We start from the raw sequence: 25431 nt of genomic DNA on the forward strand, positions 1-25431 counted from the left end.
ACATTGCACTCCGGAAGATAGCGCGTGCGGGCCGACGATAGAATGCGAACGGCACGCAACGCATCGTTGCGATACGCACAAAGGCGACGACATGGACAAATTCTCCGCGCTGCGCGCGTTCGTGGAAGTAGCGGAAGCCGGTGGCTTCTCGAGCGCGGGACGGCGCCTCGAACTCGCGGCGTCGTCGGTGGTGCGCGCGGTGGATGCGCTCGAGGCGTCGCTCGGCACCGTGCTGCTGAACCGCACGACGCGACAGGTCACGCTGTCCGATGCCGGCTCCGTGTACTACGCCCGCGCAAAGCGGCTGCTCGAGGAACTCGCGGAAGCCGACGCCCTGGTCGCCGATCGCGGCGACGAGCCGTCCGGGCCGTTGCGCGTGTCGGTGCCGGTCGCGTACGGCGTGCGCCGCATCGCGCCGCACGTCGCGGCATTTCTCGCGCGCTATCCGAAGCTCGATCTCGACCTGCAGCTCACTGACGAACGCGTCGATCTCGTCGCCGGCCGGATCGACGTCGCGATCCGGCTCGGCGAAGCGGCGCCGTCCGCGGAAGTCGTCGCGCGGCAGCTCGGCACGTTCCAGCGCCATGTCGTCGCGAGCCACGACTATCTCGATGCTCACGGCACGCCATCCGCGCCGGGCGAGCTGGTCGATCATGGGTGCCTGCGCTTTCACTTCGGCGGCGACCAGCAGGCGTGGACGTTTGCCGATGCGCACGGCACGACGAAAGTGCTGGTCGCCGGGCGCCTGAAGTCGAATCACAGCGAGGTGTTGCGCGATGCCGTGCTCGACGGCGCCGGCATCGCGCTGCTGCCCGACTGGCTGGTCGACGCCGACGTCCAGTCGGGCCGCCTGCGCAGGCTCTTCGAACAGTACGACGTCACGCCCGATGCGGCCCGCTCGGTCGTCACCGCACTCTACCTGCCGAACCAGCGCGGCTCGAAGCGCGTGACGGCATTCATCGATTTTGTCGAAGCGCAGGCACGCGCGCAGCACTGAGCCGCGGCGCGCGCCGCGTTACCAGCCGAACTTCGCCTCCATGCCGACATAGTCGGCATTGCGCGCACCGAGCGCGCGAATCGAGTCGGCGACCTGGAAGTGCACGGCCTCGACGGCCAGCGCCACGTTCGCATTGACGAGCCAGTCCACGCGGGCCTGCGCATACATACCCGTCCACGAACCGCCCTTGCCGGCGGTGCCGGGCACCGCTGACATCCCTTGCCCGTAGATCGCGTCGCCCGTCGTCTCACGCCACTGGAAACCGACCGCGGTCAGCACCGTCACGTTGCTGGCCGGCTTGAACGTCAGCGAAGGCTTCACGTGAATCAGGTTGCTGTAGCCGGTGTAGCCGGCCAGCGTGAAGTAATAGCCGTTCGGGAACAGCGGGTTGAAGGTGCCCATGCGCCCGTCGCCGGGGTGCTTGTCGCCCGACGCGCCGTCGACCTGGATGCCGATGCGCGGTGTGCCCGGCGTCTTCGTGAACGTGTAGCCGCCCAGCGCGCCGAACGCCCACGCACCGATCGTGTCCTGCCCGATGTGCCCCGTCTGCAGCATCGCCTCGACGTCCCAGTCGAGCCGGCCGGATTTGCCCGCGTAGCGCATGTCGAACACGTCGCGCCGCTCGTTCCCGGCCCCGGCGAGATAGCGCGCGTTGTCGCGCGTATAGCGCGACCAGTAGCCCGACAGGTCGCCGGGGCCCGTGCCGTTGCGCTCGATACGCACGCCGTCGAATCTCAGGTGCCGGTTCGACACGTCGTCGAACACCGCGTCGTTGCGGTACTGCACCGGGCGCGTCACATAGCCGATCAGCCGCCATTTGCCGATTTCGTAATCCGCCCACAGCGCGTCGAACGCCTGGCGCACGTTCGGGCCGTCGCGCACCGACACGAACCGCTGCAAGTCGAAAGCCATCTCCTGCCGGCCGATGCGGGTCTTGAACGTGCCGCCGCCGACCTGGTCGACATACGCGACGAACGCCTGCTCGATATCGAGCTGATCCTTGTCGACGGGCCCGACCGTATCCTTGCCGAACGGCCGCGCATCGACGAACTGGACGAACGCTTGAAAATGCCCGGCATAACGCAGGTCCGCATGCACCGTCGCGCGCTGGATCACGTAATTGTCGTCATGCGCGGCGCCGAGCCCGAACAGCGGCGCGTTGTTCAGTTCGAAGCGCTCGCGCAGGTTCGCGCCGAGCGACAGGTAGGTCGACGGGTCGCCGCCCAGCGGGATGTACTTCAGCGAATCGAGCGGCTGGCGCGGCACGCACGGATTCGCGAGGACCGACCAGTCTTCCTGCCAGCGGTTGAACAGCACGGCCGGCCGCTTGGCCGTACACGTCGTGCCGGCGGTCGAGGCCGGCGCCGCGGCATCGGCCGCCGCGGCTTCCTCCGCGCCGGCCGCCGTCCCGGCGCACGTCGCGACGCCGCCCGCCAGCACGGCGGCCGGCAGCACGCGCCGCCATGCCCGTCTCATCGGCCGGCGGCCCATCATTTCGACCGCGCGTGGATCTCGGCGACGTAGCCGCCCGGGAACTGCACGAGCGCGGCATCGCGCCCGTCCGACGTGAACGTCGGCACCAGCACGGTCACGCCCGCGGCCTGCGCCTGCTTCAATGTCGCGGCCAGATCCTGCACTTCGTAGCCGGTCATCTCGCGGCCGAACGGGTAAGGCAGATGGCCGTCAGTCGCCAGCACGGTCATCTTGCCGAAACCCGACTCGATGCGGATGCGGCGATACGTGTCGTTCGGCCGGCCGATCTCGACGCCCGGCGCCTTGCGCACGTCGGACACGACCTTGCCGCGCGAGAACGCGACGAAGTCGTGCACCAGCTTGCTCGCGCTTTCCGGCGACACGTACACGCGGTTTTCCGGCACCGTCTGCAGCGCATCGTAGTTCGGCGCCTGGGTGTGCCAGTACAGCTGCATGTTCACGCCGCCCGGCCAGCGGACGATCGCGTCGCGGCCGATCGGATCGGGGAACGTGTCGACGATCACGTCCGCGCCGTGCGCGCGCGCCGACTTCACCGCGACGTCCATGTCGGTGACGAGATAGCCGGTGCGCTCCTCGCAGAACGGATACGGGATCGGCGTCTTGAAGCCGAACACCGAGACCGTGCCAACCGGCGTCAGCACCAGCTGCGACATCGTCTGGCTCGGCGTCGGCGTAACCTGGAACACGCCCTGCTGCGACTTCTTGCCGCCGAACGTCGCGACGAAGCTGTCGGTGAAACGGTCGAAATCCTCCGGTGCGACGCACACGTGCGTCGTGTCGTATTGCGGGCCGACCGAGACGGCCGGCACGCGGGCGGACGAGGACTGGAGCAGACGCGTCTCGTCGGCATGAGCCGGCGCGGTCGCCAACAAAGCGCCGAGCACGGCCGTCGACGCGGCCGTCATCCGCAATACCTGTCGCAACTTCAGTGCAATCATCGAATTCTCCTTGAAAGTGGCAAGCGCAGCCGTATGCTGCGCGCGCATTCAGCGTGACGTCGGCCGCGCGTCGGACCGACCGGATTGATAGGCGAGGAAGCACAGCGCGGCGAGCGGCAGCGCCAGTGCCCAGAAGGCGGCGAACACATAAGCCGCCGCGCCCGCGCCCGCGCCGAGCGCAAAGCCCGCGACCGGCGGCAGCGTGCGCCGCAGCCGCGCCCGCGCGGCGTCCCGTTCGGCAGGCGCTGCGAGCGGCACGAGCCAGTCGAATGCATCGATCACCGCCTGCGTGACGTTGCCCGTCATCACCGTGTTGGCGACGACCGAGCGGGCCGTCAGCCGGCCGTGCGCGTTCTGGACGCCCATCGCCGCGGCGCCGAGCAGGCCGCACAGGATCGTCCGCGGCGCGTCGGCGTCGGCGATCGGCGATGCCATCACGCCGGCCAGCATGAACCCGGCCAGCAGCACGGCCTGCAGCGCATACAGCGAACGTGCGCGCACGCCATGGCCCAGCACGCGCATCCGATGGTCGAGCACGCGCGCGCCGACGATGCCGGCGATGAAGGCCGGAAACGCGAGCCACTTGATCACGAGCCCTTGCCCGACGCCGGCCAGCCCCGAACCGATCAGGATGAAGTTGCCGGTGACGTGCGCGGTGAACAGGCCGAACAGCGCGACGAAGCCGAGCGTGTCGACATAACCGGCGATCGACGCGAGAAACACGTCCTCGCCGCGCACGTGATCGGGCGCGGCGGCGGCCGCGGTTACTTGCTGCGAAGGCATGAGCCGGTTTCCTGGAATGTGTCGACTGCGCCGGCGCCCGCCATGCCGGCGCCCGACGAGATCAGATAAAGCATGTTCCGCTCCGGTTTCGCCGACCGGTCCGGCTTGCCGACTGGCATCCGGCCCATGCGGCGGTTTGGAAGCTAGAGTAGTGAAGGCCGGCCTAAATGTCTTGGCGGCGGCCTGAAATTTTCTGAATCCGCCGGCTCGAGCGCAGGACGGGGGCGCCGGTCCGGTTCGACGCAGGGAGATCCCGCGAGGAATTCAGCGCCGCTACAAAAGCCGCGCCGCAAACCGTATTCGCGGCCCCGATCGTGTTATTTTTCGATCGATAGTTTAGGCATGCGCGCCATCAGGAGCCGATGAATGACCGAAAGAAAACGCAGCACGCCGGCCCGCGAGCCCGGGACCCACGCCGACGGCAATGCCGTCACGCCGGGCCGCCGGCTCGCACCGGAAGCGCGCGAGCGGCAGATCGTCGAGAAGGCGATCGAGCACTTCGCGACGCACGGCTTTTCCGGCAGCACGCGCGAGCTCGCGCGGCAGATCGGCGTCACCCAGCCGCTGCTGTACCGGTACTTTCCGAGCAAGGAGGCGCTGATCGATCGCGTCTACGACGAGATCTACACGTGGAATCCCGACTGGGAAAAACTGATCGGCGATCGCACGGTCCCGCTGCAGGAACGGCTCGTCGCGTTCTACCGCGCCTACGCGCAAACCATCCTGCGGCGCGAATGGATCCGCACCTTCATCTTCGCGGGGCTCAGCCGCGAGGGTTTCAACACGCGCTACCTGTCCCGGCTGCGCGAACGCGTCTTCCTGCCGGTGCTGCGCGAACTGCGGTACGAATACGACATCGCCACGCCGGCGACGGAGGCTCAGCGCAATGCGGAAATCGAACTGGTCTGGAGCCTGCACGCGAGCATCTTCTATTTCGGCGTCCGCAAGTGGGTCTACGGCCTGCCGGTGCCCGACGATCTCGACACCGAGATCGAGCGGCTGATCGACGCGTTCCTGCACGGCACGCCCGCCGCGCTGAAGCAACTCGCGTCGGGCGCGACCGGCCGGCGCCGCCGGCGCGCCTGACGCGGCGGCCGACGATCGCGCGCGGATCGCGTGCAATCGCGGCGCGGCGCTCGACGACGGTTGCCGACGGTCGAATCGGCATCCTGCATTTTCACGCTCGGGCTCCTTCGTCGGTCGTGCGGCTCGTCGGATCGCCGCTTGCCGCGCGATTCACGCGAGGATCAGGAAACACCGGCCATCCGGTGACAACGTGATCGTGATGCAGCGGTCGTTGCCGGCCGCGCGCGCAACCAGACGAATTCAGAACAATTTATCCGCCGCGCCGCGCGCTTCACCTATCCTCGATAGGCATTCGCGTCCGCGCCTGTCGCGCGCACGCCGAACCGGACAGGGACCGTCGCATGACCATCGCCACACCTTCGATCACCCATCACACCGTCACCGCGAACGGCATCCGCCAGCACTACATCGATGCCGGCAGCGGGCCCGCGGTCGTCCTGCTGCACGGCTTCCCGGAAACCAGTTTCGCGTGGCGCTTCCAGATCCCCGCACTCGCGCAGCGCTACCGCGTGATCGCGCCCGACCTGCGCGGCTACGGCGAAACCGACAAGCCGGCCGCCGGTTACGACAAACGCAACATGGCGCGCGACTTGGCCGGGCTGCTCGACACGCTCGGCATCGGCCGCATCGCGCTCGTCGGGCACGACCGCGGCGCGCGTGTCGCGACGCGTTTCTCGAAAGACTTCCCCGAGCGCGTCGAGAGGCTCGTCGTGATGGACAACGTGCCGACGCGTATCGTTGCGCAGAACATGACCGCGCAAACGGCGCGCGCGTACTGGTTCTTCCTGTTCCACCAGGTGCCGGATTTGCCCGAGGCGTTGATCGCCGGCAAAGAGGCCGAATGGCTGAGCTATTTCTTCTCCGACTGGTGCTACAACCCGCACGCGATCTCCGGCGAAGCGTTCGACACCTACGTGCGTGCGTATCGACGCCCGGGCGCCGTGCGCGGCGCACTGGCCGACTATCGCGCGAACGCGGAGGACGTGAAGCAGGATCTCGTCGATGCGGACGTCAGGATCGCATGCCCGACCATGGCCATCTGGGGCGAGGATTTTTATGCGGTCGGCAAGATGTTCGACATGAAATCCGTGTGGGAAAGCATGGCGACGAACCTGCGTGCCGAGCCGATCGCGCAATGCGGGCACCTGCCGCAGGAGGAGCAGCCGGAGCGCGTGAACGCGCTGCTGCTCGACTTCCTGAAGCACTGGGAAGGCTGAACCGCCGCGCGCGACGGATCATCGGGAGGAAGGAACCATGAGCGACGTTTCGGGCCCGCTGGCGGTCGTCGTCGGCGGATCGGTGGGCGGGCTATTCACGGCCACCGCGCTGCGGGCGGCCGGATGGCGCGTCAAGGTCTTCGAGCAATCGCCGAACGATCTCGACAGCCGCGGCGGCGGCATCGTGCTGCAAGCGCCGATCGAACGCGCATTCACGTTCGGCGGCGTGCCCGCGCCGCGCGACGCGGGCGTCGATTCCATCGACCGGATCTATCTCGACGAAAACGACCGGATCGTGCAACGCCTTTACATGCCGCAAACGCAGACCGCGTGGAACGTGATCTACACGGCCCTGAAGCGCGCGCTGCCCGCCGGCGTCGTGCATGCCGGCGTATCGTTCGAGCGGTTCGCGCAGGAAGGCGACGGCGTGATCGTGCATTTCGCCGACGGTCGCGTCGAGCAGGCCGACCTGCTGGTCGGTGCCGACGGCGGCCGCTCGAACGTGCGCGCGCAACTGCTTCCCGAAACGCGGCCCGCGTACGCGGGTTATGTCGCGTGGCGCGGGCTCGTCGACGAGCATCTGCTTCCCGACACCGTGCTGCGGGTGCTGCGCGACCGCTTCACGTTTCAGCAAGGCGACGCGCATCTGTTCCTGACCTATCTGGTACCCGGCCGCGACGGCGCGATCGAGCCGGGCAAACGCCGCGTGAACTGGGTCTGGTACCGGCGGCTCGCAGCGGATCGCCTGCCGTCGCTGTTCCTCGCGCAGGACGGCACGCAGCGCGACGGGTCGCTGCCGCCCGGCGCGATGCGGGACGACAACCGGCTCGAACTCGTGGACGCCGGCCGCCGGATGCTTGCGCCGACGCTCGCCGCGCTCGTCGACGCGACGCATGCGCCGTTCGCCCAGGCGATCCTGGATCTCGCGGTCGAGCGCATGGCTTTCGGCCGCGCGGTATTGCTCGGCGACGCGGCCTGCCTCGTCCGGCCGCACACGGCCGCCGGCGTCGCGAAAGCGGCCGAGAATGCGGTCGGCCTCGCCGATGCGCTGCGCGGCGTCGTGCACGGCCCCGCGTTCGACGCCGCGCTGTCGCGCTGGGAGGCCCGTCAGCTTGCCGCCAATGCGTCGCTGTCCGAACTCGGTATCTCGCTCGGCAATCGGATCATGGGACGCGCGTGACCGGCCATCGGGTGCGCAACGCGTCGTTCGATCATGCGATGGTCTCCGCCATAACGCCGTCGACCCGCAACGCGGTGACGAACCTTTTATTTTTCAGATGCTCGAACCGGGCGCCGATTTCATTCGAACGCGACGACCGATCGTGCTCATGGTCGCGACGACGTTCTCCTGATCCGGACGCGCCGGGTTCCCTTACCGGACCAGACTCTGACGGCACGCGCATCCGGCGCGGCGCGGCGCGGCGCGATCAGCACGATAAGCAAAGCGGGAATCGTTGTTTACCGCGTCGCGCCCGCCTGCCGAACTGCGTCAACGAAGCGATTCGGAAACGTTCATCTGCTGCGGCGATAAAGATCGCTGCTCGGGCATATGGCGCGGCAACAGGCAATTGCGCCGGCACGAAACCGCCCGGTCGAAACCATCAGGATTCCTTCGATGAATCCGGCACGCGCACGACGCCATCCGGATACCCAAGGTCGATCAACCCATGTTTGTCGCGGATGCTCATCGACGACACGACCTCCACGCTCGCGCGGTCGACGCCGTCGCAAACGGCCAGGTTCGTGTTGGTCCGGTAGTAGACGCGATGGTCGTCGACCGCATAGAACCGCGTCAGAAAGCGCAGGCTTTTCGCGTCGATCCCCGGCAACGGCTTGCGATAGCTCTGCCCCCACAGCACGTGGCCGTCATCGTCGACCAGCACGTCGTGAAAGACGGCGCGCGCCGTCTCGACGTCGATACCCCCAGGCTTGGTCACGATCTTGCCGTCGTAAAGAATCTGCGCGCCGAGCCGTGCATAGCGGTAACCGAGGCTGACCACGCGGGCCGGATCGACGATGCCGCGCTTGCGCACGCCCGCACAGAACAGGTGCTTCGCATCCCGCGCGTACGCGCCGCCGATATGGGTCAGGCTGGCGACGTCCGCGTTGACCACGGTCAGATGCCATTCGCCGCGATCGTAGATATCGGGACCGAAATAGTAGGCCTGCCGTGCATCGCGGTACCAGTCGCCGCCCAGCGATTCCAGCGTCGCGGCATCGCCATCGGCGATCAGCCCTTCGCCTTCGTCGTCGTAGCCGAATGCGGCGCCGCTCACGTAGTAGCGCAACCCCGATGCGTCGACCGCAAAGTTGTCGACCAGATGCCGAAAGCTGCCGAGATCGAAATTGTTGAGCGCACGATACCGATGCTCGCTGCCGATGCGGGCCCACACGCGTTCGCCATCGGTATGGAACGGCCCGCCGAGCGGCGCAAGCGGCTCGGTCCGCGTGTCGCGCTCGTGCCGCGCTTCGGCCTCCTGCTGTCGCTGCGCCTCCTCGGCGTCGTAGCTCGCCTGCTGCTCCGGCGTGACCGCCGACGCGTCCAGATGCTGCTGCATGTGGAGCGCATGCAGCGACTGCACGGACGCAATGCAGAACACCGCGTGCGGGATCGAGCGCAGATACAGTGCCCAATCCTCGTCGTCGCACCGGTAGAACCAGTTCATCGCCTCGCCGTCCCATCCGGACGGGTCCGTGCGCGCGAGCAGCGCGGCCTTGACGTCCCTGACCTTGCCAGGCACGACGAAAGAGATGCTGTAGCCGGTTTCGCCGAAGACTTCGAGGCTGTCGTCCTCGAACAGGCTACGCATCCGTTTTTCCAGTTCTTGTACGGTCATGGGTTTATATGAGGCGGGAGTCGGGCCACCGGATGGACGGATGTGCGGCGGTCATTCTAACCATGTCGGCGCGCGCTGCCGCCCGCTGCACGGCGGCGTTGACACGCGCCGCGCGATTGTCGGACAAGACGTGCGCGCTCATGCCGGTCCGGACGAACACATCGTCACGCCGGCGTCGATGCCCGCCATACCGTGCCCGGGTTGCACGCGCGGCCGGCCGGCTGTGTCCCGCGCGCCAATCACGTATCCGCCCGGATACGAAAATGGCGTTGCCCGCGATTCCATACCTTCCGGTTCCCGTTCGGATACGAAGCAGGCGCACAGCCGTTAGCGACGCATTTTCGTTTCCGAACGGATACGAATTGGCGCCCATCCCCACGAGTTGTGCCATACTGTTCCCGCTCAGATACGAAGCACGGAGAACGTCATGCCGGAGACTCGGTCCGTCAACACGATCGGCGCCCTCGCCAACCTCATTCGCGCCGTGCGGCTCCAGCAGGGGTTCACGCGGGACGAACTCGCGAACGCCACGGGGCTCTCGCCGAAATTCATCAGCCAGGTGGAAGCCGGGAAGCCGACCGCGCAAATCGGCAAGGTGCTGCTGCTGCTCGGCGAACTGGGCGTGAGCCTGTTCGCGCAGTCGTCGATCGAGATTTCGGCGGAAAACGCGCTCAAGGCCGCTCAACGCCGCAGGAGCAGCCATGGCGGCTAGAACGCTGATCGCGTCCGCGAACGGGCTGCGCATGGGCAGGCTGACCGACGACAAGGGCGTCTGGTCGTTCACGTACGACGCGCAGTGGCTCGCGTCGCCGCACGCGTACCCGCTGTCGCCCGCTTTCGCGCTGCGCGCCGGCACCTTCACCGACAGCTCGACCGATCGCCCGGTCCAGTGGTTCTTCGACAACCTGCTGCCCGAAGAAGGCATGCGGACATCGCTCGCGCGCGAGGCGAAGGTCGATGCCGCCGATGCGTGGGGCCTGCTCGCGTACTTCGGGCGCGAATCGGCCGGCGCGCTCACGCTGCTGGCCGAAGGCGAGCAGGAAGCGGCCGGCAGCATGCAGCCGCTTGGGCTCGACGAACTCGAGCGCCGCATCCAGGCCATGCCCGAGCGCGCGCTGACGGCCACCGCGCCCAAGCGCATGTCGGCGGCCGGCGCGCAGCAGAAGCTGCTGCTGATCCTGCGCGGCGACGCGCCGGACTACGCGCTGTTCGAACCGGTCGGCAGCGAGCCGTCGATGCATCTGCTGAAGCCGGACATGCGCGCCGCCGGCTATCCGCATTCGGCGATCAACGAATTCTTCTGCATGAAGCTCGCGAAGCGGATGGGGCTCGACGTTCCTGACGTGCATTTTCTTCGTGCGCCGTCCGCGTGCTACGTGATCGACCGCTTCGACCGCGACACCGCGTCGGAGCCGGCCGGACGCCTGCACACGATCGATGCGATGCAGTTGCTCAACTACGATCGCGGCTTCAAGTACCAGCGCGCGAATGCGGAGGAGCTCGGCCGCGCGATCGGGCAGACGAGCACGCGCGCACTCGCGCGCCTGTCGGTGTTCCGCTGGACGATCTTCAACGTGGTGGTCGGCAATGGCGACGCGCACCTGAAAAACCTGTCGTTCTTCGTCGACGCGCGCGGCTACCGGCTTGCGCCGTTCTACGACATCGTCAGCACGGTCGTCTATCACACGCCCACGCACCGGCCCGGCCATCGCGGCGACCACTGGCCGCACTGCGAACTGACGATGCCGCTCGGCACGGCGACGCGCTTCTCCGACATCGACATGGGCGCACTGATCGCATTCGGCAACGCGCTCGGGCTCAAGGAGAAGGCGGCCGAAAGCGAGCTCCGGCGCTTTCTCGAACCGCTCGATCGCAGCGTCGCGCAGACGCTCGACGAAGTGCGCGAGATCGCCCGCCCCGATGCCGGGGAAATCCGCCTGCTGAACTCGATTGCGTCGATGCCGATCGCGGAGATGAGCCGCGCGCTTCGTCACGCGCGCGGATGAACGGCTTTCTGCGCTCGCGCAGAGGCTGCGGCTACGACTCCGATAGCGCGTTCGGACATGCGTTCATGCGCATCGTGGGCTACTCGCCACGCGCCTGCCGCCATGACATGTCGATCGGGTCGGACGGCTAGCGTCAGCGAAAGCGAGACGTCGTCACTCGCCGACTGCATCCATCGATCCATCCAGCCATCGAACGATCGACGCGAGATTCCGCTCTTGTGGGTCGCACGCAAGCAAGCGCAGCACGCGATCCTCGCCGACCGGCGACTCGAGGGTGTCGAACTGATTCGAAACGAGCCCGGCCGGAAACTCGTGCCCGACTCGTCCCGATACGCGCTTCAACGCCTCTTCCATCCCGATCTCGAGATAGACGAACCGCAACCCGGGAACGCGCGCGCGCAGCCGGGCGCGATAAGCGGCCCTCAGCGCCGAGCACGACAACACGACGGAAGCGGCTGGCGTCGTCATCATGCTTGCCAGCCGGTCCAGCCACGGCTCCCGATCGGAATCGCCCAGCGCAATGCCGTTGCGCATCTTGTGCTTGCTTTCCGGCAGGTGGTAATCGTCGCCCTCGACGAACACGCCGCCGACGACAGCCGCCAGCATCGCGCCAAGCGTCGACTTCCCGCAACCGCACACGCCCATCACGGCAATCCTGTGTCTCGTCTCTACCGATGCCATTCCGATTCTCACTGGCAAGCGCCGGGTACCGGCTGCTGCGGTCAGGATGGCGTGTTCCCACGCCATCGCACGGCCACGTTACGAAACCGGCGTGAACTTCAGCTGATTGATCGGCGTGACCTTGTCGGTCCGTACCAGGCCGTACGGTGTCTTCGGCCCCAGCCATTTATCGAAGATGGCCTGCATCTGCCCGCTCTGTTCGAGCGACGCCAGCGCCTGGTTCACGACGCCGAGCATCCCCTGCTCGCTCAGACGCAACCCGACGGCAATCGGCTCGATCAACATCGGCTCGGCCGCAATGGTGACCGCGCCGTCCGTGCCATCGACCTGTTTCGCGATCTTGATCGCCGTCATCTGGTTGGTCACGAAACCCTTAACCTTGCCTTGCGCGAGGGCGAGGAACGCCGAACTCGTGTCGTGGAACGTCACCGCCTGGCCATCCTTGATCGACAGCGGGATCGATTGCGCCGACGTCGATCCATCGGCTGCGCTGATCTTCTGGCCCGTGAAATCGGCCAGCTTCTTGCCGCCGTCGGCCTTTTTCACGACCAGCACTTCCTTGGTCGAGTAATACGCATCGCTGAACGCGATCTGGGTCGCCCGCGTCTTCGTATAAGCGAGGTTGGCGACGACGATATCCACTCTCCCGAGCTTCAATTGCGGAATGCGCGCCTCGACGGCCAGCGGCGAGAGTTTCGCCTTCACGCCGATCTGTTTCGCGATCGCGTTGCAGAGGTCGACGTCCATCCCCTCGAGCTGGCGTGTCTGCGCGTTCGGATAGGAAAAAGGCTCGACGTTCGAATACACGCCGCAGTTCAATTCGCCGCGCGCCTTGACATCAGCCAACTGATCGGCGCGAGCGGGCGCGACGTACATGAAGATGCCGACCGACAGCAACATTCCCGCGATGACTTTCAACTTTTCCATCGTGTAACCCCTTGAGGCTTGACTGGCAAACATGTTTTGAAATGAACTACGGAAGACCTGCAGTACCCGGCCGGCCACGCTCGCGATCAATGCGAACGCAGATCCGACAGGAATTTTTTCGCGCGATCGTGCTTCGGCGCCGTGAAGAACGCGTCGGGATCGGCCGTCTCGAGAATCGTTCCCGCGTCCATGAACCAGATGCGGTCGGCAACTTCGCGCGCAAACCCCATTTCGTGCGTCACGCACATCATCGTCATGCCTTCCTGCGCGAGACTCTTCATCACGCTCAGCACCTCGCCGACCATCTCCGGATCGAGCGCGCTGGTCGGTTCGTCGAACAACATCGCCGGCGGGTTCATCGCGAGCGCCCGCGCAATCGCGACGCGTTGTTGCTGGCCGCCCGACAACTGGGGCGGATAGGCGTTCGCCTTGTTCGACAATCCGACACGGGCGAGCAAATCCAGCGCCTTGCTCTCCGCCTCGGCGCGCTTCACGCCGCTGACGCGCATCGGCGCGAGCGTGATGTTCTCCAATACCGACAGATGCGGGAAGAGATTGAATTGCTGGAACACGAACCCGATACGGCTTCGATAGGCGTTCACGCTCATCTTCCGGTCGTGGATATCCTGTCCGTCGAACGAAATCTTGCCGCGATTGATTTCTTCCAGCCGGTTGACCGTGCGAATCAGTGTCGATTTCCCGGAACCCGACGGCCCGCAGACAACCACCACTTCGCCCTTGCGCACTTCGGCGTTGATGTCGACGAGCGCGTGATATTCGCCATACCACTTGTCGACGTTGGAAAACTTGATCATACGAGTTCCTTGAGAGAGTCGGGTCACTCAGTTCCCGGTGGATACCGAGCCGGCCAGCGAAACCGCGTTCGCCGACTTCGCGCGGACGTTCATGCCGGCGCGCTTGCGCGTCACACGGCGTTCCAGGTATTGCGCGAACTGCGTCAGCGCGTAGCAGAGCGCGAAGTAGCAGAGCGCGAGGATCAGATAGACCGGGAACGGCTTCGTCAGCAGCCGGTTGTTGATCTGGTCGGCCGCGAACGAGATCTCCTGGACGTTGATGATGTAGCCGAGCGACGTCTCCTTGATGGTCGATACGAACTGCGTCATCATGCTCGGCACCACGTTGTACAGGGTCTGCGGCAGGACCACGCACCGCATGGTCTTCAGGTAGCTCATGCCGAGCGCACGCGACGCCTCGATCTGCCCTTTCGGCAGCGCTTCGATGCCGCCGCGAATGATCTCGCCGAGATACGCCGAGTCATAGACGACGAGCGCGCACAGCATCGTGACGAACCCCGTGACCGGATAGCCGGTGAGCACGGGCACGAGGAAGTACACCCAGAACACGACCATCAGCAGCGGCACACCACGCACCGCGTAGACAAGCGCGGTGGCCGGCGCGCGCAGCACCGGAAACGGGCTGATTCTCGCGAGCGCAACGAGTATCCCGAGCGGAAACGCGATCGCGAGCGCGGCGACGGAAAGCAGGATCGTCAGCGCGATGCCGCCGAGCGGCCCGTGCGGATACTGACCGATCAGCAACAGCGCCCAGTTGTCTCGAATGATCTCGAACATGGTCATTTCACTCCCGGAATACGGTAGAAGGCTGCGAGCCGTGCGCCCAGGAGCATGATCAGCAGCGAGATGGCCAGATACATCACGGTTGCGACGAAATACGATTCGAACGACAGGAACGTGTCGTTCTCGATCTGCCGCGTCACGTAGGTCAGCTCCGCGGCGCCGATCGCCATCGCGAGGCTCGTGTTCTTGAAGAGCAGCACCGCATGATTGACCATCGGCGGGATCGCGTTTCGCAGCGCCTGCGGCAGGACGACATGGCGCATCCCCTTCAGGAAATTCAGGCCGAGTGCGCGGCAGGCTTCATACTGGCCGTACGGAACGGCGCGCAACCCGCTGCGGATGTCTTCCGAGAAATAGGCGCCGCTGCACAGGCCGATCGCGACGACCGCGAACACGAACTGGCCGTTGTACTGGTTGAGAAACGCCTGAATCCCGTCAGGCAGGATGTTCGAGATGCCGAAGTACCAGAACAGGATCTGCACGAGCATCGGCACGTTGCGGTGATACGCGACGAACGCGGCGACGAAGCGTTCCGCGATCCGGATATTCGTCATGCGAATCAACGTGAGGGTCAACCCGACCACGATCGACAGCAGCCACGCCGAAATGGCCATCAACAGCGTCAGCTCGATGCCGTGCAGAAACAGTGCACCGTAGTCGCCTCGCAGCACTGCAGAAAGGTCAAAATGCAGCTTCATAATCCGCGCCTCTCGAATGAATCCGGATCGTGGCGTGCCGCGACGCGCGCCCCGCCATGACTTCGTGGTTCAACGCGGTGCCGGCATCGACGACTGCGTTGAATTCATACTAGCCCGCAAAAAAAGCAGCTTGCAGACGCCTTTCCTCTGGTGCGATAAGCTCGAGCAATGACCGGTCGGCACACTCGCTCGAGCCCCGTGCGGCGGCGCTGTGCGCCGCGTTCCGGTCGACCGTCGCGCCCCCGGTCGGCGATGCGTTCGGGCAAACACCCATACGTCGATCGGTGCGCCTAAGGCGGCTATCGACCGACGCGCGATGCGTCGATCAACACTTGCGGATTGACAGGCGTCGGCGGCCGGCCGGCGTGGGGTCCGGATCCCAGCGCCGCGATCAGGTTGTCGACGGCGAGCGACGCCATCGCCCGTCGCGTCGCCACCGATGCGCTGCCGATATGCGGCGTCAGCACCACATTCTTCTGCGCGAGCAATGCCGGACATACGACCGGCTCGCCCTCGAAGACATCGAGTCCCGCCGCGGCGATCGCGCCTTCGGCGAGCGCGGCAGCCAGTGCGCTGTCGTCGACCACGCCACCCCGTGCGATATTCGTCAGCGTTGCCGTCGATTTCATCTGCCTGAGCTCGCGCGCGCCGATCGCATGATGTGAGGTCGACGAATACGGCACCACGATGATCAGGTGATCGGATTCGCGCAGCAGCGCGTCCTTGTCGACATAGCGCGCGCCGCATCCCGCCTCCACTTCCGGCGATAGTCGCGAGCGATTGTGATAGATCACCTTCATGCCAAAACCGAGCGCGCCGCGACGCGCGATCGCCTGGCCGATGCGGCCCATGCCCAGTATCCCGAGCGTCGCGCCATGAATGTCCGAGCCGACGAACATGTCGTAACGTCCCGTCTTCGTCCACGCGCCGCTGCGCAGAAAGTGCTCGGACTCGGTGATGCGCCGCGCGGTCGCCATCATCAGCGCGAACCCGAAATCCGCGGTCGTGTCGGTCAGCACGTCCGGCGTGTTGGTCACGATCACGCCGCGCGCTGAGCACGCGTCGACATCGATGTTGTTGTACCCGACACCGATGTTGCAGACCGCCTCGAGCCCGGGGCACGCATCGAGCAGGGTCGCGTCGATCCGGTCGCTGCCCGCGGTGACGGCACCGCGTTTCCCCTGCAGCCGGGCGATCAGTTCCAGTTGCGACCAGATCGTGTCGTCCGGGTTGTCGGTCACGTCGAAGGGCCCCCTCAAACGCTCGACAATGTCGGGAAACGACGCCCGGGTCACAAGAATCGACGCTCGCATGACAACACTCCTTGTTGGATTTCGGTAAGGATTGAATGAGTCGGACCGTGCCGGCGCCCGAGGCCGCCCGGTGCGCGTCGCATCGCGAACGCCATCGCCCGCGATACGCGTGCGGGGCGGCGTCAGCCGAACGTGCCGACTTCGTGGGTTACGGCCACGGAGATTTCGCGAATCGATTCGAACCACTGCCGCATCGGCGCGAAAATCTCGCGGTGCTCTCTCGCATAGGAGCCCGACGCGCGCGGCGCGGCGGGCTCGGCGTACTCGTATTCGGCCGTATCGTCCGTCCGCTCGGGAAATATCCGCCCGAGTACCGGCAGCACGGACGGCATGTCGAGGCCGACGATCGCCCGATGCAGATCGTCGACCGTCACATCGGGCCGCGGCGAAAATTCCGGAATCTCCGTCGCCTTCAACCAGACCAGCTGGATCAGCGCAAGCCGCAGCGCATGCAGCAGAATTTCGCGATCGCTCATGCGTGCGCGATTCGGCCATACGGTGCGCAGCGCCAGATCGTCGGCCAGCGCGCGGCGGAACATCGCCCGCGTCGCAGCTGACGCGTCGATCCGCTCCAGCATCGCGGCGACCGCGAGCAGCGCGTCCCGCGCACCGCCATCCGCCGTGTGAAGCGCGCGGTCGAGCCACGTGCCGGGATCGAGCAACGAAGTCACGGCTCTCAGCACTTCGATGTCGGAGTGCGCGAACGCGGCTTCCGCGAGATCGAGCGCGCGCCTGAATCTGCGGCTGCGCCCGCGCATCTCCATGAAGCCCTCCGGCTGCCGGGCCGCAGCGGCGCCCAGGCCGTGCACGGTGTTCGCGCACCAGCCGAGCTGCTGCAGGATCGCGTTGTTCGGGATCGCGCGCAGTTCGCTCGGGTGGCGAATCAGGGCGCGGAACGCGGCGCCGTCCGCTTGCCGCGCCGCGGGCCGCGAACCCGTACGGTCGAGCAGCGCGGGACCGAACGCGCTCAGCATCGCCGTATAGCCTGCGTCGTCGACGAGCGCCGTCATCGTCGCGCGCACCGAACCGAAGAAATCGGCGGCGAAATCCGGATCGTCGTAGATCGGATCGTCGACCGGGCCGACCGCATGATGGAACGCATGCTCGGCGATCCGCGCGACCGTCGCGAGCGCCAGCGCCGGCGTGCCAAACAGCAGATAGCCGTCGCCGCCCTGGAATGCGCTCTCCTCCCGTACCTGCAACCCCCAATCGTTCAACGCATGGCGCGATGCCGTCGGCGACAGGTATTTGAGGCGATCGGCCAGCGAGCCGGGATGCGCACCGCGGCCGACGCTTTCGCCGTGCGTGTCGAATAGCACGACCTCGACGCCGTCCAGCCCGTGGCGCGCGAGCATGCCGGTTATCTTCATCCTGAGCCGCTCGATCAGGTAGCTCGCGGCAAGCTGACCGACATAGCGGCCGGAATCCGAATAGCCGAATTGCAGTGCCAACCGTCCGTGCGATTTCACGTAGGCGCGATAGTGCGGGCTGCGCAGCGCTTCATCGAGGACATGCGCGCCATGCTCGAGCGCCTCCTCGGTCTCGAACAGCGGGCTGATTTCCACATGCCGCTCCACGCCGAAAAGCCGAGCAAGCCACAACGCGACCAGCAACGTGTATCCGCTCTCAGTCTCCGCTATCAGGAATCGAACCGGTGTCGCGCCGTCGATGTGCTTGACGAGCTGCGCGATCGTCATCATCGTCCGCGCTGCCGTCGCCTGCTCCTCGAGCAGCGCGCCGAAGTCGACCGGCAGCGGCTGCACCTTGTCCAGCTCGGCGTTGATCGCCGCCAGCATCGCGCGCCGATGCAGCGGCGCATCGACGGAATCGGCGATATTGAGCCTTTGACGCGCGGCGTTATGAAGCTGCGCGGCGTTCAGCCGGAAATGCGTATGCGCGAGCGCAAGCCCGTGCGATGCGAGGCCCGCGCGCGACACGGCCAGCGCCAGCTTGTCGCGATCGGGCGCAGCCGCGATCGCGTCGCGATAAAGCTCGTCCAGCGTTTCCGGCTCCACCAGCGCGTCGTCTCGGTGCGCGACGAGCACCTGCGCGAACCGGGAAGTCTGGCGCGCATCCGCGCCGTCCGGGCATGCGGCGATCTGGCGGTCCAGCACGTCGAGTGCCTTCGCGACACGTTCGGTGAGCTTCCGCGCGCTGCTGACGGCGGACGCCTGCCGATGAATGCGCGCAAGCTGCAGGCGCTTGATCCGCAGGCGAAAGCGCAGCGTATCCCACCAGCCGATGTCGGTCCGGCCGTCGGTGTCGTAGCCGACCCAGGTCGACACGATCAGCGGCCGAGGCACCAGCGCCAGCCAACGGTCGGGAAATGCCCGGCGTGCCGCCGACAGCAATGCGGCATTGAAGCGATCCAGCGCATCGCGGGCATGATCGATCGCCTGCACCGATTGCTGGAACTCCGCGTCGAGCGTGACCGTCCCCGGGCGATGCGACTCGAATCGCCGTGGCGCCGCGCCGCAAGCGCGATCCGCGAGATGGCGCGCGACCTCCGGATTCAGCGCGAAGGTCGGATGGCCGGTGAATACCGCCGCATAGCGGGTGCGCTCGGCGCGCGCGCGAAAGCCGTCCCAGTCGTTCGCGTCGCACACGACACGACCGGCAATCGATTCGAGCGCCGCTTCGTTCGCGTCGACACCGACGCCGCCGACATAGGCGGCGATCCGCGCCGCCCGATCCGAGAACGCCTGGTCACGCAGCTGTCGCACCAGCTCGAGCGTATCTCCGCCGCCGATTCGCCCGTCGCCGATCGACTGCATGATCGAACATGCGAGCGACAGCACCGGATTGGCGAACGGGTCACCCTCCGACCGCACGCGCGTCGCGGCGGTCAGTGCCAGAAGCCGGTTCGCCAGCGCCGTGACGGCAGCGCCTTCGCATGCTTCGCCGCGCGGTTCCATCGCTCAGCCAGCCATGTTCGCTTCGAACGCGTCGATCCACGAACGGTCGAAGCGGCCTTCCTTGATCGACTGGATCGTGTCGGCTTCCTTGCGCATCTGCGCGCGCGCCTTCCCGATCAGGTATTCGGCCTCTTCCTGCGGAAACGCGACGAGGCCGTCATCGTCGCCGACGACGATATCGCCGGGATGGATCACCAGGCCATCGATCGACACGGGCACATTGATCTCGCCGGGACCGGCCTTGTAGGGCCCTTTGTGCGTGACGCCTCGCGCGAACACCGGGAAATCCTTCTCGCGGATCGCCGCGACGTCGCGAATCGCGCCGTCGAGCACGAGCCCGGCCACGCCGATGCTCTCCGCATACATCGACATGATTTCGCCGAGCAGCGCCTGTGTGACGTCGCCGCCGCCGTCGACGACCAGCACGTCGCCCGGCCGGCAATACTCGAACGCGCGGTGAATCGCTAGATTGTCGCCGCGGCGCACGCGTACCGTGACCGCGGTGCCGACCATCCCGCCCGACCGGTGATAGGGGCGCAGCGCGGCCGTGCCGACGATGCGCCGCATGTTGTCGCTGATCAGCGCGGCCGGAATGTCGCGCAGCGCGTCGATGATCGCAGGATCGGCCTGCGGCGCCGACGCGTTCTTTCGGGAACCGATACGTTGTTGCATGATGTGCTCTCCGTTCGTTTGGACGTGACCGAATCGATCCGCTTATGCGTCGCGCTTGACCGTCGTGAGACCGCCCGGCACCTGCAGGGTCGGGAGGATTTCCATGTTGCTGATGTTGACCGCGAGCGGCGCTGCGATCGCAAACGCGATCGCATCCGCGATATCCGACGGCTGCGGCAGCTCGAACCCTTCGATGAACTGCTTGCGCGCCGCTTCGATGTCGCCGCTCACGTGGCCGAAGATATCGGTCGCGACGCGTCCCGGGCAGATTTCCGTCACGCGCACGCGCCGGCCGGTCGCGTCGACGCGAAGCTGTCGCGACAACGCATGAATGGCCGCTTTCGTCGCGTGATAGATCGAGTTGCCGTTGAAGTTGTAGATCGCCGCGATCGAGCTGATGTTGACGATGTGCCCGCGGTCGCGCTCGACCATACCCGGCATCGTGAGCCGCACGATATGCAGCACGGACTGCAGGTTGACTTCCACCTGCACGTCGATGTCGTCGACGTTGGCGTCGAGAATCGACCCCTTGCGCGATACCCCCGCGTTGTTCACGACGATGTCGAATTCGACTTCCTGCGTCAGCTTCGTGACCGCGTCCAGGTCGCAGACGTCGATCGCATGCGGAATGCACCCCGTGCGTTTCGCGAGCGCGTCGAGCCGGTCCGCGCTGCGCGCCAGTGCATGGACCTCGAGCCCCTCGCGGCAAAAGCGCTCGACGATCGCGGCGCCCATCCCCGTCGAAGCGCCCGTGACGAGTGCGGTTTTGTAATCGGAAAACGGCATGGTTCACCTCTGTGGATTCGCGTTGCATCGGCATGTCGATGAACGCTGTCGATATCTGGCAATGTATTCGGCGCCGAATTCGTGCGCCAATACGGATTCGATGTGGTGCGATAAGGCGGACTTATGACGGCGACGGGCGATCGACGAGCCGCGATACGGGCACCACGCGCCCGCCCTTCGCTTCGATCGCGCTGCGCACGGTGCGCGCGAGTTCCACCGCGCCCGGCGTGTCGCCATGAAGCAGGATCGACCTCGCGCTCATCCCGATGGTGTTGCCCGCGATCGTGGTGACCGTGCCGTCTTCGAGCAGCTGCTGCACGCGTGCGAGCACCGCCGCCCGATCCTTGATCACCGCGCCCGCGAGCTTGCGGGACACGAGTGCGCCGTGGTCGTCGTACGCGCGGTCGGCCAGGAACGTGTTAGCCGTGCGCATGCCGATCCGGTCGGCCGCGCGCTCGATCTCGGTGTTGGTCGACACGCTGATCACGAGATTCCGGTCGAACTCCGCAACCGCCCGCACCAGCGGCTCCGCGAGTTCAAACGACGCGGCGGCCATGTTGCCGAGCGCACCGTGAAAGCTCATGTGGGTCAGGCGATGGCCTGCCGCGCGTGCGATCCCTTCGAGTGCGCCCATCTGGTACAGCACGTACTTCGCGAGTTCGAGCGGGTCCGCCTGAATGGGCCGCCGCCCGAACCCGAGCAGATCGGGAAAGCCGACGTGCGCGCCGAGGTCGATTCCCTTCGCGCCGGCAATGCGCACGGTCCGATCCATGATCACCGGGTCGCCGGCGTGATAACCGCATGCGATATTGATCGACGAGACGATATCGAACATCGCTTCGTCGTCGCCCATCCGGTACGGGCCGAATCCTTCGCCGACATCTGCATTCAGGTCAATTTCCATCATCTGCTCTCTCGATGCGTGGGAGGGGTGGCGGCGGCACGTCGGCCGCCAGTTCGAACAGCGGCGCCCGATACCCGACGAGGCCCCCCGGTTCCGCATGAATCGCCGAGATCACGCCGCCGCGCTCCGCGACGACCGGCCTGTACAACTCGGCGATCTGCAGCAGACCGACGACGTTCCCGGCTTCGACACGATGGCCGATCGCGGCTTGCGGCGCCGCCCGGTCGGGATGGGTGGTCACGAAGATTCCGGTCGACGGCGACCTGACGATCGACGTCGGGGCGGCAACCTGCGACGGCGTCCCGATCGAGCCCGCATCGCCCGACGGCACCTCAGGCTCGAGCGTCAGGCGGACCGTCGATCCCGCAAGCCGGATCTCCGCGAATTCGATCTCGGCGGCGGCAAGCCACGACGTGACCTGCCGAAGCTCCTGGATATCCACTTCGTTGTTGTTTGTCATCGGTCAGTATTTCGACGCACGGAACAGCCCGGCGAGATTGCGAACCTTGGCGAGATAGCGCTCCACTTCGTCGAGCGCGTCGACCGCCTCCTCGTAAGTCGTCCTGGCAAAGCGAATTCGCGTGCCGATCCGTGCCTGCGCGAGGCGCCACAAATCGGCCTCGATCACCGTGCCGATCTTCGGGTAGCCGCCCGACGGCTGCGCGTCGCGCAGCTGGATGATCGGCTGGCCGCTGTGCGGCACCTGGATGACACCAGGCACGATGCCGTGCGAGCGTTTCTCGATCGGCCGACGGGCCGCGAGCGTCGGGCCGGCAAGCCGATAACCGTATCGATCGCTCTGCGGCGTCACCTTCCAGCCTTCACGCCAGAATGCATCGAGCGAATCGGCGTCGTAGCACTCGTACTCGGCGGCCGGCAACACCCTCACCACCGTGTCGCCGCCGTCCGCGGCCGGCATGGCCGCGGGCGTCGGCAACAGATAGGCCGGCGGCACCGCGCCGAACCCGCCGTTCGCGGCGGACTGCAACGGTGCACGCGCATCGAGCCCGATCGCGTGGAGCACGTCGCCCTTCTGCAACGGCCGTCCGTTGAATCCGCCGAACTCCCCGCGCAACTGCGTGCTGCGCGACCCGAGCACACGGGGCACGTCGACGCCGCCCGCCAGCGACAGGTAGCAGCGCGTTCCCGATGCGGGGATGCCGATCGTCAGCACTTCACCCCGCCTGGCCTCGATCGTCCACCACGGGAGAATCGGCCGCTCGTCGAGCCGGGCCGCGCAATCGGCGCCCGTGATCGCAAACGCCAGATCCTCGAGGAAGCGGACGCGAAACGGAAACATCGGAATTTCGATCGCGGCCGCATCGTCGGGATTGCCCAGCAGCAGGTTGCCGATCGCGAGCGCGACCCGGTCCATCGCCCCCGACGTGCCCACGCCGAATCGCAGGTAGCCCTCGCGACCGCGGTCCTGCACCGTGGCCAATGCGGCTGAAGACAAGATCTCGATCATCGGACGATCCTTTCGGCACGGAAACGAATCATGTCGCCGGGCGCGAGCGTGGCCGGCTGCTCGCGCGCGGGGTCGAAAAACGTCATCGCCGTGCGGCCGATCGTGTTCCACCCGCTGGGGCCCGCGGAGGCCGACACACCTGTCTGCACGCCGCCGATCGACACGGCGCCGCCGGGCAGCCCGAGCACCGGAACCTTGCGTCGCGGCGTGGCGATACGCGGGTCCATGCCGCCGAGATAGCAGTAGCCGGGATGGCTGCCGAGCGCATACACCGTATAGAGCGGCGCGCAATGAATCCCGACGACGTCGTCGACCGACAGGCCCGTATGCGCGACCACGTCGTCCAGATGCGGTCCGAACTCCCCGCCGTACTGCACCGCGAGTTCGATCACGTTGCCCGCGATGTCGAGTTCGCCGGCGGCATGCCATGCGTCGACCAGCTGCGCTTCCAGTGCGGCGGGATCCTTCGGCGGACGCGTGAACGTCAGCATCAGGTTGGTCACGCCGGGCACGGCCTCGCGCACGCCGGGCCATCGCTCGACGGTGCGCGCGAGCGCCCAGATGCGGCGCTGCACTCGCAGGTCGAGCGCGCCCGGTGCCTCGAACAGCATCGCGGTCGTGCCGAGCAGACTGACGTGCAGCTTCTGTTCCGATTCATCCTGTTTCATTGCGAGAACTCTTCGTTGCGGCTCGGGACACGCGGCTGCGATGTCGCTCTGCAGCCCGGGCGGCGCAGGCTCGACGATTCGGGTCATACGGCCTCCCGCGCGGCGAGCCAGCGTTCCAGATGATGAATATCCACACCGCCGTCGCCGAACGCCGGATCGTCCAGGATCGCGCGATGCAGCGGCACGTTGGTCCGAATTCCTTCGATGCGCATCTCCGACAGTGCGACGCGCATGCGCGCGATCGCCTCGTCGCGGGTCGCGCCATGCGTCACGACCTTCGCGATCAGCGAGTCGTAGTACGGCGGCACGACCTGACCGGCGCTCAGGTGCGAATCCACGCGAACCCCATTCCCGCCGGGAACCTCCCATTCGACGATCCGGCCCGGACACGGGACGAAGGTGAACGGATCTTCCGCGTTGATCCGGCATTCGAGCGCGTGCCCGGCCGTGCGAATGTCGGCTTGCTTCAGCGTCAGCGCGTGGCCCTGTGCGATGCGGATCTGCTCGCGCACGATGTCGATTCCGGCCGTCGCCTCGGTCACCGGATGCTCGACCTGCAGCCGCGTGTTCATTTCGATGAAATAGAACCGACCGTTCTCGAACAGGAACTCGAACGTTCCCGCGCCGCGATACCCGATCTGCCGGCAAGCCTCCACGCAACGCTCGCCCACTTCGCGAATCAGCCCGGGATCGATGTGAGGCGCGGGCGCCTCCTCGAGCACCTTCTGATGGCGCCGCTGCAGCGAGCAATCGCGCGACCCGAGCCACAACGCCGTGCCGTGACTGTCGCAGAGCACCTGGATTTCGACGTGACGCGGATGCTCGAGGAACTTCTCGACGTAAAGCTCGGGCTTGCCGAACGCGCGCCGCGCCTCCTCGCGCGTCACGGCCACCGCTTCGAGCAGCTGCGGCGCGGCATGCACGACGCGCATGCCGCGGCCGCCGCCACCGCCCGCCGCCTTCACGATGACGGGATAGCCGATTTCGGCCGCAATGCCCAGGATCTCGTCGGGATCGTCGGGCAAGCTGCCGTCCGGGCCCGGTACGCAAGGCACGCCTGCCGCGCGCATCGCGCGCTTGGCCGCCACCTTGTCCCCCATTGCACGAATCGAGTCGGCCGCCGGCCCGATGAACGCCAGCCCGGCCGCCTCGACCTGCTCCGCGAACACCGCGTTTTCAGACAGGAAGCCGTATCCGGGATGGATCGCCCCCGCGCCGCTCACGCGTGCGGCGAGCAGGATCGCCTCCTGGTTCAGGTAGCTGCGATCCGGCGCCGCAGGCCCGATACAGAGTGCCTGATCCGCGAGGCGAACGTAGCGCGCGTCGGCATCCGCCTCCGAATGAACGGCGACCGTCCGCAGGCCGAGCTCGCGGCAGGCGCGCTGGATCCTGAGCGCAATTTCGCCCCGATTCGCGATCAGCACCTTATCGAACATGGTCGCC

General features: G+C 66.5%; 24 protein-coding genes. 6 read left to right on the top strand and 18 right to left on the bottom strand.

The genetic code is table 11. The features are described 5' to 3' along the window. The first annotated feature begins 91 nt into the window (after positions 1–91). Positions 92–997: a LysR family transcriptional regulator gene (locus OEJ37_RS00460; RefSeq protein WP_263342819.1), complete on the top strand. Its 906-nt coding sequence runs from the start codon at positions 92–94 to the stop codon at positions 995–997. Between the two features lie 18 nt (positions 998–1015). On the opposite strand, the gene OEJ37_RS00465 is transcribed toward OEJ37_RS00460, so the two are convergent. The 3 genes from OEJ37_RS00465 to OEJ37_RS00475 are packed head-to-tail and all read right to left on the bottom strand — an operon-like array spanning position 1016 to position 4212. Further along, positions 1016–2473 carry an alginate export family protein gene (locus tag OEJ37_RS00465; protein ID WP_263342821.1) on the bottom strand — a complete coding sequence of 486 codons (1458 nt, stop codon included), beginning with the start codon at positions 2471–2473 and terminating at the stop codon, positions 1016–1018. Between the two features lie 14 nt (positions 2474–2487). Next, positions 2488–3429, bottom strand: a complete 942-nt coding sequence (locus tag OEJ37_RS00470; protein WP_174419872.1) for a glyoxalase — start codon at positions 3427–3429, stop codon at positions 2488–2490. A gap of 48 nt (positions 3430–3477) precedes the next feature. Continuing rightward, complete coding sequence (locus OEJ37_RS00475) at positions 3478–4212, bottom strand: YoaK family protein (protein WP_174419873.1); 735 nt, start codon at positions 4210–4212, stop codon at positions 3478–3480. A 366-nt stretch (positions 4213–4578) separates the two neighbouring features. Between OEJ37_RS00475 and OEJ37_RS00480 the strand changes: the two genes are divergently transcribed. The 3 genes from OEJ37_RS00480 (at position 4579) to OEJ37_RS00490 (ending at position 7695) form a co-directional block, all read left to right on the top strand. Continuing rightward, positions 4579–5298, top strand: a complete 720-nt coding sequence (locus OEJ37_RS00480; RefSeq protein WP_175919633.1) for a TetR/AcrR family transcriptional regulator — start codon at positions 4579–4581, stop codon at positions 5296–5298. A gap of 341 nt (positions 5299–5639) precedes the next feature. Continuing rightward, the gene (locus OEJ37_RS00485; RefSeq protein WP_263342824.1) at positions 5640–6515 is read left to right on the top strand and encodes an alpha/beta fold hydrolase; all 876 of its coding nucleotides are present in this window, start codon (positions 5640–5642) and stop codon (positions 6513–6515) included. A 37-nt stretch (positions 6516–6552) separates the two neighbouring features. Then, complete coding sequence (locus tag OEJ37_RS00490) at positions 6553–7695, top strand: FAD binding domain-containing protein (protein ID WP_263342826.1); 1143 nt, start codon at positions 6553–6555, stop codon at positions 7693–7695. 421 nt (positions 7696–8116) lie between these two features. On the opposite strand, the gene OEJ37_RS00495 is transcribed toward OEJ37_RS00490, so the two are convergent. After that, positions 8117–9325, bottom strand: a complete 1209-nt coding sequence (locus tag OEJ37_RS00495; RefSeq protein ID WP_263342827.1) for a DKNYY domain-containing protein — start codon at positions 9323–9325, stop codon at positions 8117–8119. Between the two features lie 454 nt (positions 9326–9779). Between OEJ37_RS00495 and OEJ37_RS00500 the strand changes: the two genes are divergently transcribed. Both OEJ37_RS00500 and OEJ37_RS00505 read left to right on the top strand, forming a co-directional pair. Further along, positions 9780–10064, top strand: coding sequence for a helix-turn-helix domain-containing protein (locus tag OEJ37_RS00500; RefSeq protein WP_174419878.1), 285 nt, complete (start codon positions 9780–9782; stop codon positions 10062–10064). Next, complete coding sequence (locus tag OEJ37_RS00505) at positions 10054–11358, top strand: HipA domain-containing protein (RefSeq protein WP_263342828.1); 1305 nt, start codon at positions 10054–10056, stop codon at positions 11356–11358. Before OEJ37_RS00500 ends, OEJ37_RS00505 begins: the two co-directional genes overlap by 11 nt. 153 nt (positions 11359–11511) lie before the next feature. Here the strand turns inward: OEJ37_RS00505 and OEJ37_RS00510 are convergent, their stop codons facing one another. From OEJ37_RS00510 to accC, 14 genes are all read right to left on the bottom strand, one after another. Further along, positions 11512–12105 carry a gluconokinase gene (locus OEJ37_RS00510; protein ID WP_244130773.1) on the bottom strand — a complete coding sequence of 198 codons (594 nt, stop codon included), beginning with the start codon at positions 12103–12105 and terminating at the stop codon, positions 11512–11514. Between the two features lie 12 nt (positions 12106–12117). After that, positions 12118–13056: a transporter substrate-binding domain-containing protein gene (locus tag OEJ37_RS00515; protein ID WP_244130774.1), complete on the bottom strand. Its 939-nt coding sequence runs from the start codon at positions 13054–13056 to the stop codon at positions 12118–12120. Then, the gene (locus OEJ37_RS00520; RefSeq protein WP_174419880.1) at positions 13053–13781 is read right to left on the bottom strand and encodes an amino acid ABC transporter ATP-binding protein; all 729 of its coding nucleotides are present in this window, start codon (positions 13779–13781) and stop codon (positions 13053–13055) included. The genes OEJ37_RS00515 and OEJ37_RS00520 overlap by 4 nt, the downstream gene beginning before the upstream one ends. A 27-nt stretch (positions 13782–13808) precedes the next feature. Continuing rightward, positions 13809–14558 (bottom strand): amino acid ABC transporter permease, encoded by a 750-nt coding sequence (locus tag OEJ37_RS00525; protein WP_174419881.1) that lies wholly within the window; start codon positions 14556–14558, stop codon positions 13809–13811. Positions 14559–14560: 2 nt separating this feature from the next. Further along, on the bottom strand, positions 14561–15262 hold the full coding sequence (locus tag OEJ37_RS00530; RefSeq protein ID WP_174419882.1) for an amino acid ABC transporter permease: 702 nt from the start codon (positions 15260–15262) through the stop codon (positions 14561–14563). A gap of 299 nt (positions 15263–15561) precedes the next feature. Then, positions 15562–16575 carry a 2-hydroxyacid dehydrogenase gene (locus OEJ37_RS00535; protein ID WP_174419909.1) on the bottom strand — a complete coding sequence of 338 codons (1014 nt, stop codon included), beginning with the start codon at positions 16573–16575 and terminating at the stop codon, positions 15562–15564. 122 nt (positions 16576–16697) lie between these two features. Continuing rightward, positions 16698–19490, bottom strand: coding sequence for a phosphoenolpyruvate carboxylase (locus OEJ37_RS00540; protein ID WP_263342830.1), 2793 nt, complete (start codon positions 19488–19490; stop codon positions 16698–16700). Between the two features lie 3 nt (positions 19491–19493). Then, complete coding sequence (locus OEJ37_RS00545; RefSeq protein WP_174419884.1) at positions 19494–20162, bottom strand: RraA family protein; 669 nt, start codon at positions 20160–20162, stop codon at positions 19494–19496. 42 nt (positions 20163–20204) lie between these two features. Continuing rightward, a complete protein-coding gene (locus OEJ37_RS00550; RefSeq protein WP_124628854.1) occupies positions 20205–20948 on the bottom strand; it encodes an SDR family oxidoreductase in 744 nt (247 codons plus the stop codon). A 121-nt stretch (positions 20949–21069) separates the two neighbouring features. Next, a complete protein-coding gene (locus OEJ37_RS00555) occupies positions 21070–21852 on the bottom strand; it encodes a LamB/YcsF family protein (RefSeq protein ID WP_124628915.1) in 783 nt (260 codons plus the stop codon). After that, positions 21842–22312 carry a hypothetical protein gene (locus OEJ37_RS00560; RefSeq protein ID WP_124628852.1) on the bottom strand — a complete coding sequence of 157 codons (471 nt, stop codon included), beginning with the start codon at positions 22310–22312 and terminating at the stop codon, positions 21842–21844. The genes OEJ37_RS00555 and OEJ37_RS00560 overlap by 11 nt, the downstream gene beginning before the upstream one ends. 3 nt (positions 22313–22315) lie before the next feature. Then, the gene (locus OEJ37_RS00565) at positions 22316–23320 is read right to left on the bottom strand and encodes a biotin-dependent carboxyltransferase family protein (RefSeq protein WP_124628850.1); all 1005 of its coding nucleotides are present in this window, start codon (positions 23318–23320) and stop codon (positions 22316–22318) included. Then, a complete protein-coding gene (gene pxpB / locus OEJ37_RS00570; RefSeq protein ID WP_208459193.1) occupies positions 23317–23988 on the bottom strand; it encodes a 5-oxoprolinase subunit PxpB in 672 nt (223 codons plus the stop codon). Before pxpB ends, OEJ37_RS00565 begins: the two co-directional genes overlap by 4 nt. An 83-nt stretch (positions 23989–24071) precedes the next feature. Beyond that, positions 24072–25424 (bottom strand): acetyl-CoA carboxylase biotin carboxylase subunit, encoded by a 1353-nt coding sequence (accC, locus tag OEJ37_RS00575; RefSeq protein WP_174419886.1) that lies wholly within the window; start codon positions 25422–25424, stop codon positions 24072–24074. Between the last annotated feature and the right edge of the window lie 7 nt (positions 25425–25431).

Source organism: Burkholderia sp. BKH01 (genome assembly GCF_025685725.1).
GTDB lineage: Bacteria > Pseudomonadota > Gammaproteobacteria > Burkholderiales > Burkholderiaceae > Burkholderia > Burkholderia pyrrocinia_C.